Origin of the sequence: Arthrobacter sp. 754, assembly GCF_040548695.1 — a bacterium.
Lineage (GTDB): Bacteria > Actinomycetota > Actinomycetes > Actinomycetales > Micrococcaceae > Arthrobacter.
Map to the genome: position 1 here is coordinate 473,520 of NZ_JBEPSC010000002.1, position 13,448 is coordinate 486,967.

Below are 13,448 nucleotides of genomic sequence, written 5' to 3' on the forward strand. Positions count from 1 at the left end.
AGCCTAGGACACGGGCTGTTCCGGCGGGGGTGAAGCGGCAGGGGTGCGGAGGATCAGGAACTGGTAATGCTGCGTCCAGTGCCCGGCTCCCGGGCCGGATTCCTCGCCGGCGCCCTCAGGCCAGGTGACAAAGTCCTCGATGGCACCGTGCCGGCCAAAGACTTGCCGCACCGTCGCGTCACTCCGCCGGCTGAAGAACCGGCGGGGTTCGACGTCGTCCTCGGGGTTCAGGACCTCTTCATCCTCACCGGACCAGAGGCCGACGGCGATGGGTGCGTTGGGTGCCGCCACGCGCACCAGTTCGCGCACGACGCCGTCGATGTCTGTGGCAGGGATGTGCAGCAGGGTGCTCATGGTCCAGGCGGCCTGGAAGGCGCCGTCAGGAAAGGGCAACTGACGGGCGCTTGCGACAGAGACGTCCAGCCCCTTCGCCCTCGCCCGCCGCACGTGCTCTTCGGACAGGTCCACCCCGGTGTAATGGATGCCTGCGCGGACGAACTGCTGGCCGTCCAGCCCCGTGCCGGAACCGAGCTCCAGGACGCTGTGGCGGCCTTCAGCCTTGAGCAGCCTGATGAACCGCCCGCGCTCCGCGACCCTCCGTGAGGCGATCGGGTGTTCGGTGCCGGCCGCCGCCCGGCGGTTGTAGAACTCGGCGAGGCGTTGCTCGCTGTACAGGTCCTCCACCCCTGAGTGGCCCGCTGCGTCCATTGTGGTCCCCATCCGTCATCCGAAAACGCTCAGTTTTAGACCCGCTCAGTTAAAGACCACAGTCCGGTTGCCGTCCAGCAGGACACGGTGCTCGGCGTGCCACTGGACAGCCTGGGCAAGGGTGCGGCCCTCCACGTCCCGGCCCATCTGGACGAACTGTTCCGGGGTACGGGCGTGGTCCACCCGGATGACTTCCTGTTCAATGATGGGTCCCTCGTCCAGGGCTGCTGTCACGTAGTGGGCTGTCGCCCCGATCAGCTTTACGCCGCGGGCGTGGGCCTGGTGGTACGGCCGGGCACCCTTGAAGGAGGGCAGGAACGAGTGGTGGATGTTGATGGCCTTGCCTGTGAGCTCCGCGCAAAGATCGTCCGAGATGATCTGCATGTACCGGGCCAGGACCGTCAGCTCGATGTCGTGTTCAGCCATGAGGGCGCGAAGCTTGTCCTCTGCCTGGGATTTGGTGTCCGGTGTGACGGGGATGTGATGGAAGGGGATGCCGTAGAACCGGGCGAGTCCGGCGAGGTCCTGGTGGTTGGAAACTATTGCGGGGATCTCGATGGGCAGAGTCCCGGACCGCTGCTGGAAGAGGAGGTCGTTCAGGCAGTGCGCGGAGGTGCTGGCCATCAGCAGCGTGCGCACCTTCTGGCCCACGGCATTCAGGCTCCACTGCATTCCGAATGCCTCTGCTACGGGCTCTAGGGCTGCGTGGAGTTCGGTCCGTCCCGCTGAGGTTGTCACTTCCACGCGCATGAAGAAGTTTCCGGTGGCGGGGCTGCCGTACTGCTGGGAATCCGTAATATTGCCGCCGGCCACCAGCAGGGCACCGGCCACGGCATGGACAATCCCGGGGCGGTCCGGACAGGAAAGGGTCACTACATACGCTTGGTTCAGCTGCTCATCACTCACGCACACCAGCGTACCCGCGAAGGGGTGCCCGCTTTTGGTAGTCTGGTGGCGTCGCAACTGGCGTTGGGTGGCTAACCACCAGGGAGCGGCAATCACGAAGACCACGGATCGTACGCCTGGGCCGAGGGTCATGTCTTGCCGGAAAGCGCTGTAAACCTTCAAGGTTGCAGCACTGTCCAGTGCACTTTCACGCCCTGTCATCAGGGGGACAGTGTGCAGCGCCAGCCGGTAGCCTGACCTTAGCAGTGCCCGTATCCCTAGCCAGGAGTTTTCCGTGACCTCTACAGCCACCACAACAGCCGAAGTCAGCAATCAGCCGCTGGCCGAGCTTGATCCTGAAATTGCCGCAGTCCTCGCCCAGGAACTTGGCCGCCAGCGCGGCACCCTGGAAATGATCGCGTCCGAAAACTTCGCCCCGCGCGCCGTGATGGAAGCACAGGGCTCGGTCCTGACCAACAAGTACGCGGAGGGCTATCCGGGCCGCCGCTACTACGGTGGCTGCGAGTACGTGGACATCGCCGAGCAGTTGGCCATCGACCGCGTGAAGGCACTGTTCGACGCCGAGTACGCGAACGTCCAGCCGCACTCCGGTGCACAGGCCAACGCCGCGGCGCTGTCCGCGATGATCACTCCCGGTGACAAGATCCTGGGCCTCTCACTTGCCCACGGCGGCCACCTGACCCACGGGATGAAGCTGAACTTCTCCGGCAAGCTGTACAACGTCGCTGCCTACCAGGTGGAGCAGGACTCCTTCCGCGTGGACATGGACAAACTGCGCGAGCAGGCCATTGCCGAAAAGCCCCAGGTCATCATTGCCGGCTGGTCCGCGTACCCCCGCCACCTGGACTTCGCAGCCTTCCGCTCCATCGCGGACGAGGTAGGCGCCCTGCTCTGGACCGACATGGCGCACTTCGCCGGCCTGGTTGCAGCAGGCCTGCACCCGAGCCCGGTGCCGTACTCCGACGTCGTGACCTCCACCGTGCACAAGACCCTCGCAGGCCCCCGCTCCGGTGTGATCCTTGCCAAGCAGGAGTGGGCCAAGAAGATCAACTCCAACGTGTTCCCGGGACAGCAGGGCGGCCCCCTTATGCACGTCATCGCGGCCAAGGCAGTGGCCTTCAAGATCGCCGGCACCGAAGAATTCAAGGAGCGCCAGCAGCGCGTCCTGGAGGGCGCGAAGATCATCGCCGACCGCCTCAACCAGGCCGACGTCGCCGAGGCAGGCGTCTCTGTCCTCACCGGCGGCACCGACGTGCACCTGGTGCTGGTGGACCTGCGCAACTCCCAGCTGGACGGCCAGCAGGCCGAGGACCTCCTGCACTCCGTGGGAATCACTGTGAACCGCAACGCCGTTCCGTTCGACCCCCGCCCGCCGATGGTTACCTCCGGCCTGCGGATCGGCACCCCGGCCCTGGCAACCCGCGGCTTCGGCGCCGAGGAGTTCACCGAAGTCGCCGAGATCATCGCCACCGCGCTGAAGGCAGGCACCGCTGCGGATGTTGAGGCCCTGCAGTCACGCGTCGACAAACTCGCCGCCGACTTCCCGCTTTACCCGCAGCACGAGCAGTGGTGAACCCATCCATGGCGCAGACCGCGAAGATCCTTGACGGCAAGGCAGCCGCTGCCGCCATCAAATCCGAGCTGGCTGAGCGCGTCGCGGCGCTGAAGGCCCGCGGCGTCACCCCCGGAATTGCCACCGTCCTCGTCGGTGCTGATCCTGCTTCGGAGCTGTACGTGTCGATGAAACACAAACAGTCCGTGGAGATCGGGATGAACTCGATCCAGCGTGAGCTTCCGGCCGATGCCACCCAGGCGCAGGTGGAGGCCCTCATCGATGAACTCAATGCGGACCCCGCCTGCCACGGGTACATCGTGCAGCTGCCGCTGCCCAAGCACCTGGACACCGACGCCATCCTCGAGCGGATCGACCCCGCCAAGGACGCCGACGGCCTCCACCCCACCAACCTTGGCCGCCTGGTGCTCAATGTCAGCGGCGAGATCACATCGCCGCTGCCGTGCACGCCCCGGGGCGTCATCGAGCTGCTGGAGCGCAACGGCTACAGCCTCGCGGGCAAGCACGTCGTGGTGGTCGGCCGTGGAGTGACAGTCGGACGCACGATCGGCCTGCTGCTCACCAGGCGGGCGGTAAACGCCACCGTCACGCTGACTCACACCGGCACCGCGAACCTCCCGGAGCTGCTGCGGCAGGCTGACGTCATTGTCGGTGCGGCGGGTGTCAAACACATCGTCAAGGCCGCGGACGTGAAGCCGGGCGCGGCCCTGCTCGACGTCGGCGTCACCCGGGAAACCGACGAGGAGACCGGCAAGAGCCGGGTCCACGGCGACATCGATCCCGCCGCCGCCGAGGTGGCGGGCTGGATTTCGCCGAACCCCGGCGGCGTCGGTCCCATGACCGTGGCGCTGCTGATGACCAACGTGGTCGAGGCCGCGGAACGCCAATTGGACCAGGAAAGCGGCTCGGGAATCGCCTGATTCCGGCCCGGAACCGGTAACGCCCGACGGCGGCACGCAACCCTCCACGCAGGGTCGCGTGCCGCCGTCGGACTTTTCGGAGCGGAATCTACTTCAGCTGGCCGCGGATCTCCCCGGCAGGGAAGTCGGCATTGTGCACATTGACGTAGTAGGCGCCCGGGTCGGCTTCGATGGCGGACAGCACCGCCTCGGCAGCAGTGGTGCACGCATCAACCGTCCAGTCGGTTCCGTCGCCTACGGTCAGCGGAACAACAACCGGGCCGGCTACGTTGCGGGCAGCGACGTGGATGTGGGCTGCCGTGGCCGGAGCGGACAGGCCGCGGACAGAGAGCGTATAGCAGAGCTCGTCGCCATCGATGGTGTAGCTGAAGGATCCGCCTGCCCCGGTATGGACTGCTGCGGCTTCCTGGCCCGTGTTGAGCGGAATGGCGGCGGTTCCGCCCGGTTTCGCCTCAGCGGGGGCGCTGATACCCATGAGGGAGACGATCGCTGTGGCGATCGCGGCTGTCCTGAACCGGTGACTTTTCATAATGTGTCCTCAGATAGAAAGTTGAATTTCCACCCCTAGCGCGATTCACGCTACGCCGCGGCCTGATCAGGCACAATACCGTCACGGGCGCTGTTCGCCGGGGGTGGAAGGTGCGCTGGCACGCTGCGGCGTTTGAGATAATGGACCCATGCGATCTCTGAGCAATCCTCAATCCCCGTCCGGCCGTGCCAAGGGCGGCTTCTCCATGCTGCGGATCAGTGGCCCGGGGATGATGGTCTTTGTTGTCGCCTTCATCGTGGCCGTGATCTTTGCCGCGAACCAGAACGACGTCGTGGGCTGGGTGGTCGCAATCATTGCCGGCTTCTGGCTCGCGCTGGCCTCCTTTGTGGTCTTCAGCATCCAGAGGGCCGCCAAAAAGGCCGGGGCCAAGCTGACGGAAGCCCAGAACGCCTTCAACAGCGCTGCCGGCCGTGCGCCGTCGTCGTCCTCTGCCGATCATGGGGGCACCCGGGTGGTATCCGAGCGCACCGAAGCGGACGACGTCCGCGACCTCAAGCTGGACCACTCGTTCAAGATCGTGCAGGTGCAGACCCGCGTAGTGGAGCAGGAGCGGGCAAAGGGCGAGGCCGCGGACCAGGAGACCATCCGCCGCGCGCTGGAAACCATCGAGATCACCGCCACCAACGCCCGGGACATGATCCGCTCTGCCGGCGGCACCGGCGACCCGGTCAGTGGAACCATCATCGACTAGAGTGGAGCGGGTGAGCTCGGCATTGAAGAAGGACCACCTTCGCATCGCATCAGTCAACGTCAACGGCCTGCGGGCTGCCTACAAAAACGGCATGGCGGAATGGCTGGAGCCGCGGGAGGTCGATATCCTCTGCCTGCAGGAGGTCCGTGCCCCTGACGCAATCGTCCGCCAGCTGCTGGGCGATGGCTGGCACATCCTGCACGCCGAAGCCGAAGCAAAGGGCCGCGCAGGCGTCGCCATTGCCTCGCGCGAAGAACCCCTCGTCACCCGCAATGGCATCGGCGATGACTACTTCGCCACCGCCGGCCGCTGGGTCGAGGCGGACTTCAGGGTGTATGACGCTTCGGGGAACGCCAGCCAGCTTTCGGTCGCCAGCGCGTACGTGCACTCAGGTGAAGTGGGCACCCCCAAACAGGAAGACAAGTTCCGCTTCCTCGACGTCATGAGCACCCGCCTGCCGGAACTGACAAAGCACAGCGATCACGCGTTGGTGGTCGGCGACCTCAACGTGGCCCACACGCCGAAGGACATCCGGAATTCAAAAGGCAACGTTAAGAAGGCAGGTCACCTGCCTGAGGAGCGTGCGTATTTCGACCACTTCTTCGGAGAAGAAATCGGCTGGCACGACGTCCACCGCAACCTCGCCGGCGACGTCGACGGACCGTACACCTGGTGGTCCCAGCGCGGCAAGGCCTTCGACAACGACACCGGGTGGCGCATCGACTACCACCTGGCCACCCCCGCCCTCGCCGCCGCAGCCTTCTCGGCAGTGGTGGACCGGGCGCCCTCGTGGGACACACGCTTTTCTGACCATGCCCCGCTGGTAGTGGACTACCGGCTCTAGCCCCGAAGGTTTCCAAGCGAATGACCAGCACAACCTCACCCGGCCGCAAGCGCATCCTTTCCGGTGCCAAGCCCACAGCAGACTCCCTCCACCTGGGCAACTACATCGGTGCTGTCCGCAACTGGGTGGACATGCAGTCCGCCTATGACGCCGTGTTCTTCATCCCCGATCTCCACGCCATTACCGTGGACTTCGATCCGGCGGAGCTGACCAAGCGGACCCGCGTGGTGGCGGCCCAGTACATCGCTGCGGGCATTGACCCGGACAAAAGCATCTTCTTCGTCCAGTCGCACGTGCCCGAACATGCCCAGCTGGCGTGGGCGCTGAACTGCATCACCGGCTTCGGCGAGGCCTCCCGGATGACGCAGTTCAAGGACAAGAGCCAGAAGTCCGGTACGGATGCCGCCACCCTCGGACTCTTTGCCTATCCCACCCTGATGGCTGCGGACATCCTGCTGTACCAGACCGACCTGGTTCCGGTTGGCGAGGACCAGCGCCAGCACCTTGAGCTGACCCGGAACCTCGCACAGCGGTTCAACACCCGGTTCGGCGAGACGTTCACGGTGCCCGAGGCCACCATCCTCAAGGAAAGCGCCAAGATCTACGATCTTCAGAACCCCGGCGCCAAGATGTCCAAAACCGGGGAATCGGCCAGCGGCTCCATCCAACTGCTGGAGGATCCCAAGATCGCGGCCAAGCGCATCAAATCGGCCGTGACGGACGCCGGCACCGAAATCCGGTTCGATCCGGAGGAGAAGCCTGGTGTTTCGAACCTTCTGACCATCTACTCGTCGCTGACCGGCAAATCCGTCGCTGAGCTTGAAGCCGAATACACGGGCAAGATGTACGGCCACCTGAAGGTGGACCTCGCCGAGGTGATGGTTGACTTCATCACGCCTCTGCGGAACCGCACCAACGAGCTGATGGCGGACCCGGCCGAACTGGACCGGCTGCTGGCCCAGGGTGCGGAGCGTGCACGGGAAATCGCCGCGGTCACCCTTGGGAAGGTCTATGACCGGATGGGCTTCCTGCCCTCCCTGAGCATGGCGGGAGTCCGCTAGCGCAATGCCGGCCGCGAGCAAAGCCAGCGAGGGAATGAGCGTAGGCGTCATTCTGGGGTTCCCCCCTGCCATCGCGGAAGAACTCCAGCGGTGGCGGGCCTCTTTCGGGGACCCCATGGCGGGTATTGTGCCTGCACACATCACGCTGGTGACCACCACGCCCACCCACGACTGGGAGGCAACCCGAGAGCACGTCCGCAGCGTGGCCCGGCGGCAGGCACCCTTCATGGTCACCGTGGCCGGGACCGGTTCCTTCCGGCCAGTCTCGCCGGTGGTCTTCATCAATGTGGAGGACGGCTTCGGCGAATGCGTTGACCTGCACGAAAAGCTCCAGACCGGTCCGCTCGAACGCGATCTCCCGTTTTCCTACCACCCCCACGTGACCATTGCCCACGATGTTTCCCCCGAAAGCCTCGACGAAGCCGAAACGGTACTGAAGGACTACAGGGCCACATTCCCTGTGGTTAGCATGGGACTTTACGAGCACGATGCCGATGGTATCTGGCAGCTACGGGAAGAGCTGGACTTTGGGACCGAAACTGACGATTACGAAGGCCCCAGGGGCACCGAAACAGTCGAGGACGCAGACGCCAACGCCGGCTGAGTCCCCGCTCCCCACGGAACAGGCACGCCTGAAGCTTGCCGTCATCCAGAAGCGGATGGCCTGGGGCAAGGCCAGAAGGTCCGACGGCGGCCCGGTGGCAAGCCTGCTGGCGATGTTCGCCTGGCTCCTGGCACGGCTCAATGCGTTCCGGCCGATGCGCGCCTGGCAGCACTACAACCTCCAGCACGGCCCGCTGATGAGTGCAGGCATCGGGTTCCGGATGTTCTTTTCCATCACCGGCCTGCTTGCCACGGGCTTCTCCATTGCCGGGCTGGTCCTGCGGGGCCAGCCTGCCCTTCTGGATACCATCATCGGCAGCGTGGCCCAGAGCGCACCCGGACTCCTCAAGGTCGGCGGCAGCGATGGCCTGGTGGACCCCAAGGACCTGCTGAACCCTGACGGCCTGGGGTGGACCGCCGTCATTGCCGCCGTGGTCACCGTCATCACGTCGCTGGGCTGGATAGACGGGCTGCGCAACGGTATCCGTGGCGTGATGCAGCTTCCGCCCCTGAAGATCAACCCGATTCTCATCAAACTGCGCGACGCCGGGACACTCCTGCTCCTGGGCACCGCCCTGGTGATCAGCGCCGGAGCATCCCTTATTTTTGGCACCGCTGCCGGCTGGGTCGCCGATTTCCTTCAGCTGGACGAGGCCGTGGCCGGGCCGCTGACCACCCTGATCAAGGTCGGTGTGCCCCTGACGCTCAACTGGGTTACCGCCGTCATCATGTTCCGCCTGGCCGCAGGCCTCAAGCTGTCCCGGCGTGCCCTTCTGGAAGGCACCATCCTGGCCGGGGTGGGGACGGCCGCCCTGCAGGTCTTCAGCGCCGAACTGCTTGCCGGGGCGGGGCGGAACCCCATCCTGGCTCCGTTCGCCATCATCATCGGCCTTCTCATCTGGTTCAACCTCGTCAGCCAGGTCTACCTGGTCGCGGCCGCCTGGTCCGCCATCCGCGAAGAAGACCTCAGGAGCGCACCTGCCCACGACAATGCGCGGCTGGGCGCCCGCCAGGTCCAGCCCGGGAAGGTCCCGGTGGACCCGCCCGCCGGTTCGGCGGGCGCCCCCGTGACCTCTGTTGGCAGTCCGGCTGCGGTTACGCCGGTGACTACTGCCCGGCGTCGAGGTATTGCTCGGCCCAGGCAGAAATAATCCGGGCCGCGCGCGCGGCCTGGCCCTTGCCGGTCAACAGGTGATCGCTCCCTTCGAGGGATACGAAGTTGCGGGGGTGCCGGGCCGTCTGGAAGATGGTGCTGGCGTTCTCGATGCCCACGGTGTTGTCCGTGGGGGAGTGCATGACCATCAGCGGCTTGTGCAGCTGCCGGATGCAGTCGGTGAGGTCGGCATTCTCCAGGTCCTCCACAAAGTGCTTCCGGATCTCCACGCGCTTGCCGCCAAGGTCCACCTCCGCGCTGCCTTCGCTCAGGATCTTATCCAGGGCTGCGTCAAAGACGTGGGCCACATGCTTCGGTGAGAACGGGGCACCCACTGTTGCGACGGCGTCGAGCTCCGGAATCTGGCGGGCAGCCGAAAGCACTGCGGCCCCGCCGAAGGAGTGCCCCACCAGCAGCGAGATGGCCTTGCCCTGGCCGCGCATGAATTCGGCGGCCTTGACGGTGTCCGCCACCTTATGGCTGAACGACCCGGAAGCCCACTCGCCGGCGGACTCGCCCAGGCCCAGGTTGTCGAAGCGGAGCATGCCGATCCCGGTGTCAGCCAGTGCCTTGCACATCCGCGACGCCGACGGGCTGTCCTTGCCCAGCGTGAACCCGTGGGAGAAGACACCCCAGCCCCGGACTGGGCCTTCCGGCAGATCGATAATGCCGGAGAGGAGTTCGCCGGTGGAACCTTCGAAGCTGACCTTTTCGGAACGGGACATCGCGTCCACCTTTCAGATACAGCAACGCGGGGTCACTTCCGGCCCAAAAACCAAGGTTTATTGGGCGCGGAGTGACCCCGCGTTGCTCAGGCTCGGGTAAAACTAGATCTTGCGGGCGAGGATGGCCTGCTTGACCTCGGCGATCGCCTGCGTGACCTGGATGCCGCGGGGGCATGCTTCTGTGCAGTTGAAGGTGGTGCGGCAGCGCCACACGCCTTCTTTGTCGTTGAGGATTTCAAGGCGCATGTCGCCGGCATCATCACGGGAATCGAAGATGAAGCGGTGCGCATTGACGATAGCGGCCGGGCCGAAGTACTGGCCGTCGGTCCAGAATACCGGGCAGGACGACGTACACGCGGCACACAGGATGCACTTGGTGGTGTCGTCGAAGCGCTCACGGTCCTCCGCGGACTGCAGGCGTTCCTTGGTGGGCTCGTGGCCCTTGTTGATCAGGAACGGCATGACCTCGCGGAACGACTGGAAGAAAGGCTCCATGTCCACAATCAGGTCCTTCTCCACCGGCAAGCCCTTGATGGGTTCAACAGTGATGGGCTTGGACGTGTCCAGATCCTTCAGGAGGGTCTTGCAGGCAAGGCGGTTGCGGCCGTTGATGCGCATGGCATCGGAACCGCAGACGCCGTGGGCGCATGAACGGCGGAAGGAGACGCTGCCGTCCATTTCCCACTTGACCTTGTGCAGGGCGTCCAGCACGCGGTCGGTGCCGTACATGGTGACCTTGAAGTCGTCCCAGGTGGCGTCCTCGGACACCTCGGGGTTGTAGCGGCGCACGCGGAGGGTGACGTCAAACGTCGGGATCTCGCCCCCGCCACCTACATGTGCGGGCAGTTCGATCTTGGATGCTGGTTCAGCAAGCTCGGCTGACATCTTAGTACTTCCTCACCATCGGCTCGTAGCGGGTAAAGACAACCGGTTTGGTGGCCAGGCGGATGCCGGCGATTGCCTCTGCAGAGCCGCCGGCAGCCGGAGCGTGGTCATCCTTGTACGCCATGGAGTGCTTCATGAATTTTTCGTCGTTGCGGTCCGGGAAGTCCTCGCGGAAGTGACCGCCACGGGACTCCTCACGGTGCAGGGCCGCCACGGTCATGACCTTGGCCAGCTCCAGCAGGAACCCAAGCTCAACGGCTTCTAGCAGATCAAGGTTGAAGCGCTTGCCCTTGTCCTGGACGGTGATGTTCTTGTACCGGGCCTCGAAGGACTCGATGTCCCGGAGAACCTGGTTCAACGTGTCAGCGGTACGGAACACCTGCATGTTGGCGTCCATCGTGTCCTGGAGTTCCTTGCGGATCAGGGCCACTTTCTCGGTGCCGGTGCCGTTGCGGGCAATGTTCAGCAGCTCGATCGTGTACGCCTCGGGGTCCTCGGGGAGTTCCACGAAGTCAGCGGTCTTGGCGTATTCCGCTGCCGCGATACCGGCACGCTTGCCGAACACGTTAATGTCCAGCAGCGAGTTGGTGCCCAGGCGGTTTGAGCCGTGCACGGACACGCAGGCAACCTCGCCGGCGGCGTAGAGGCCCGGGACGATGGTGTCGTTGTCCTGCAGGACCTCGGTGGTGATGTTCGTGGGGATGCCGCCCATGGCGTAGTGCGCCGTCGGGAAGACGGGGACCGGCTCGGTGTAGGGCTCCACGCCAAGGTAGGTGCGGGCGAACTCGGTGATGTCCGGAAGCTTGGCATCGATGTGTGCCGGCTCCAGGTGCGTCAGGTCCAGGAGGACGTAGTCCTTGTTCGGGCCGCAGCCGCGGCCTTCCCGGACCTCGTTGGCCATGGAACGGGCCACGATGTCACGCGGTGCAAGGTCCTTGATGGTGGGGGCGTACCGCTCCATGAAGCGTTCACCCTCTGAGTTACGCAGGATGGCACCTTCACCACGGGCTGCTTCGGAAAGCAGGATGCCCAGGCCGGCAAGGCCTGTCGGGTGGAACTGGAAGAACTCCATGTCCTCCAGGGGGATGCCGCGGCGGAACGCGATGCCCATGCCGTCACCGGTGAGGGTGTGGGCGTTGGACGTGGTCTTGAAGACCTTGCCCGCGCCGCCGGAGGCGAACACGACGGACTTGGCCTGGAAGACGTGCAGCTCACCTGAGGCGAGGTCGTAGGAGACCACACCGGCCACGCGCTTCTGCTTGTAGGGCGTTCCGTCCTCGCGCACGGCGTCCTCTTCAACGGTCAAAAGGTCCAGGACGTAGTACTCGTTGTAGAACTCAACGTTGTGCTTGACGCAGTTCTGGTAGAGGGTCTGCAGGATCATGTGGCCGGTGCGGTCCGCTGCATAGCAGGCGCGGCGGACAGGTGCCTTGCCGTGGTCGCGGGTGTGCCCGCCGAAGCGGCGCTGGTCGATCCGGCCCTCGGGCGTGCGGTTGAACGGCAGGCCCATCTTCTCGAGGTCCAGTACGGCGTCGATGGCTTCCTTGGCCATGACCTCGGCGGCATCCTGGTCAACCAGGTAGTCGCCGCCCTTGATGGTGTCGAACGTGTGCCATTCCCAGTTGTCTTCCTCGACATTGGCAAGGGCCGCACACATGCCACCCTGCGCCGCACCGGTGTGCGAGCGGGTGGGGTAGAGCTTGGTCAGTACTGCTGTTCGTGCGCGCTGACCGGACTCGATCGCGGCGCGCATGCCAGCGCCACCGGCACCGACGATGACGACGTCGTACTTATGGACCTGCATACTTGGCGCTCTTTCTCTCAAAATTCGCAATAAAACAACGGGCGGGCGTTGCCTGCACCGCAAAACACAGCCCGCGGCCCACCGCGGGCAACAGACGCGTGGGGGCTACGCGGGGCAGAAGCCGCCGGGCAGCGGAACACCGTCAACCATGGGGCACGGGTTGAAGGTGAAGATCACCAGGGTGCCAAGGACGATGATCACGGTGGTGGCCGCGTAGAGGACGATCTTAAGCCAGAGACGGGTGGAATCCTTCTCGGCGTAGTCGTTGATGATGGTGCGCACGCCGTTGGTGCCGTGCAGCATGGCCAGCCACAGCATGGCCAGGTCCCAGACCTGCCAGAACGGGTCAGCCCACTTGCCGGCGACAAAACCGAAGTCGATGGCGTGGATGCCTTCGCCCACCAGGAGGTTCACGAAGAGGTGGCCGAAGATCAGCACCACCAGGACCACGCCGGAGAGGCGCATGAACAGCCACGCCAGCATTTCGAAGTTGCCCTTGCTCGCGCCGGTGCGGCGGTACTGGGGCGCAATCTTCCCGCTGCCGGGCTTCCCGCTGCGCGGGTTCTCGATTGTTGCAGTCATGGCTTAGTGACCTCCGAGCGCAAGGGAAAGATGGCGGATGGAGAAGCCGACCATAACGACCACCCAGAGGACCAGGACGGTCCACAGCATCTGGCGCTGGTACTTGGCGCCCTTCTTCCAAAAATCGACGGCGATGATCCGGAGGCCGTTGAAGGCGTGGAAAACAATCGCGGCCACAAGGCCCGTCTCACCCAGGGCCATCAGCGGGTTCTTGTACGCCCCGATCACGGCGGTGTAGGCCTCAGGGGACACACGCACCAATGAGGTATCCAGCACGTGGACCAACAAGAAGAAAAAGATCACTACACCGGTAATTCGGTGTCCTACCCAGGACCACATGCCTTCACGGCCGCGGTACAAGGTGCCAGCTGGTTTTGTCGGCACTGATAAACCTCCCTGCAACACAGCGGCGCTGGCATGAGATCCACGCGGGGGGAACGCCT

The 13,448-nt window shown here is 64.7% G+C and carries 15 protein-coding genes and 1 riboswitch; of the genes, 7 read left to right on the plus strand and 8 right to left on the minus strand.

Going from position 1 to position 13,448, the window contains the following annotated elements; translation table 11 throughout:
• Window positions 1-3: 3 nt before the first annotated feature.
• Both ABIA70_RS07665 and purU read right to left on the minus strand, forming a co-directional pair.
• Window positions 4-720, minus strand: coding sequence for a class I SAM-dependent methyltransferase (locus ABIA70_RS07665; protein WP_354146997.1), 717 nt, complete (start codon window positions 718-720; stop codon window positions 4-6).
• A 33-nt stretch (window positions 721-753) separates the two neighbouring features.
• Window positions 754-1,614 (minus strand): formyltetrahydrofolate deformylase, encoded by an 861-nt coding sequence (gene purU / locus ABIA70_RS07670; RefSeq protein WP_354146998.1) that lies wholly within the window; start codon window positions 1,612-1,614, stop codon window positions 754-756.
• A 43-nt stretch (window positions 1,615-1,657) separates the two neighbouring features.
• Window positions 1,658-1,743: riboswitch (ZMP/ZTP riboswitch) on the plus strand.
• Between the two features lie 145 nt (window positions 1,744-1,888).
• Here purU and glyA point away from each other — a divergent pair.
• Both glyA and ABIA70_RS07680 read left to right on the plus strand, forming a co-directional pair.
• Window positions 1,889-3,187 (plus strand): serine hydroxymethyltransferase, encoded by a 1,299-nt coding sequence (gene glyA / locus ABIA70_RS07675; RefSeq protein WP_354146999.1) that lies wholly within the window; start codon window positions 1,889-1,891, stop codon window positions 3,185-3,187.
• A gap of 8 nt (window positions 3,188-3,195) precedes the next feature.
• Entirely contained in the window at window positions 3,196-4,107 is a 912-nt protein-coding gene (locus ABIA70_RS07680; protein ID WP_354147000.1) for a bifunctional methylenetetrahydrofolate dehydrogenase/methenyltetrahydrofolate cyclohydrolase, read from the plus strand.
• A gap of 88 nt (window positions 4,108-4,195) precedes the next feature.
• Here ABIA70_RS07680 and ABIA70_RS07685 read toward each other — a convergent pair whose 3' ends face one another.
• Window positions 4,196-4,636 (minus strand): CHRD domain-containing protein, encoded by a 441-nt coding sequence (locus ABIA70_RS07685; protein WP_354147001.1) that lies wholly within the window; start codon window positions 4,634-4,636, stop codon window positions 4,196-4,198.
• Window positions 4,637-4,784: 148 nt separating this feature from the next.
• On the opposite strand from ABIA70_RS07685, the gene ABIA70_RS07690 reads away from it, so the two are divergent.
• Genes ABIA70_RS07690 through ABIA70_RS07710 form a run of 5 tightly spaced genes read left to right on the plus strand, consistent with a single transcriptional unit; the run spans window position 4,785 to window position 9,007 of the window.
• Window positions 4,785-5,348 (plus strand): hypothetical protein, encoded by a 564-nt coding sequence (locus ABIA70_RS07690; RefSeq protein WP_354147002.1) that lies wholly within the window; start codon window positions 4,785-4,787, stop codon window positions 5,346-5,348.
• Between the two features lie 10 nt (window positions 5,349-5,358).
• Window positions 5,359-6,192: an exodeoxyribonuclease III gene (locus ABIA70_RS07695; RefSeq protein WP_354147003.1), complete on the plus strand. Its 834-nt coding sequence runs from the start codon at window positions 5,359-5,361 to the stop codon at window positions 6,190-6,192.
• Window positions 6,193-6,212: 20 nt separating this feature from the next.
• Entirely contained in the window at window positions 6,213-7,253 is a 1,041-nt protein-coding gene (trpS, locus tag ABIA70_RS07700; protein ID WP_354147004.1) for a tryptophan--tRNA ligase, read from the plus strand.
• Window positions 7,254-7,257: 4 nt separating this feature from the next.
• Window positions 7,258-7,857, plus strand: a complete 600-nt coding sequence (locus ABIA70_RS07705) for a 2'-5' RNA ligase family protein (RefSeq protein ID WP_354147005.1) — start codon at window positions 7,258-7,260, stop codon at window positions 7,855-7,857.
• Between the two features lie 55 nt (window positions 7,858-7,912).
• Window positions 7,913-9,007: a YihY/virulence factor BrkB family protein gene (locus ABIA70_RS07710; RefSeq protein WP_354147006.1), complete on the plus strand. Its 1,095-nt coding sequence runs from the start codon at window positions 7,913-7,915 to the stop codon at window positions 9,005-9,007.
• Here ABIA70_RS07710 and ABIA70_RS07715 read toward each other — a convergent pair.
• From ABIA70_RS07715 to sdhC, 5 genes are all read right to left on the minus strand, one after another.
• The gene (locus ABIA70_RS07715) at window positions 8,964-9,734 is read right to left on the minus strand and encodes an alpha/beta hydrolase family protein (protein ID WP_354147007.1); all 771 of its coding nucleotides are present in this window, start codon (window positions 9,732-9,734) and stop codon (window positions 8,964-8,966) included. The genes ABIA70_RS07710 and ABIA70_RS07715 overlap by 44 nt on opposite strands.
• Window positions 9,735-9,836: 102 nt before the next feature.
• The gene (locus tag ABIA70_RS07720; protein ID WP_354147008.1) at window positions 9,837-10,619 is read right to left on the minus strand and encodes a succinate dehydrogenase iron-sulfur subunit; all 783 of its coding nucleotides are present in this window, start codon (window positions 10,617-10,619) and stop codon (window positions 9,837-9,839) included.
• A gap of 1 nt (window position 10,620) precedes the next feature.
• Window positions 10,621-12,423 (minus strand): succinate dehydrogenase flavoprotein subunit, encoded by a 1,803-nt coding sequence (gene sdhA, locus ABIA70_RS07725; RefSeq protein ID WP_354147009.1) that lies wholly within the window; start codon window positions 12,421-12,423, stop codon window positions 10,621-10,623.
• Window positions 12,424-12,528: 105 nt separating this feature from the next.
• Window positions 12,529-13,005, minus strand: a complete 477-nt coding sequence (locus ABIA70_RS07730; RefSeq protein ID WP_354147010.1) for a succinate dehydrogenase hydrophobic membrane anchor subunit — start codon at window positions 13,003-13,005, stop codon at window positions 12,529-12,531.
• 3 nt (window positions 13,006-13,008) lie between these two features.
• Window positions 13,009-13,389, minus strand: coding sequence for a succinate dehydrogenase, cytochrome b556 subunit (gene sdhC / locus ABIA70_RS07735; RefSeq protein WP_264356502.1), 381 nt, complete (start codon window positions 13,387-13,389; stop codon window positions 13,009-13,011).
• Window positions 13,390-13,448: the final 59 nt, after the last annotated feature.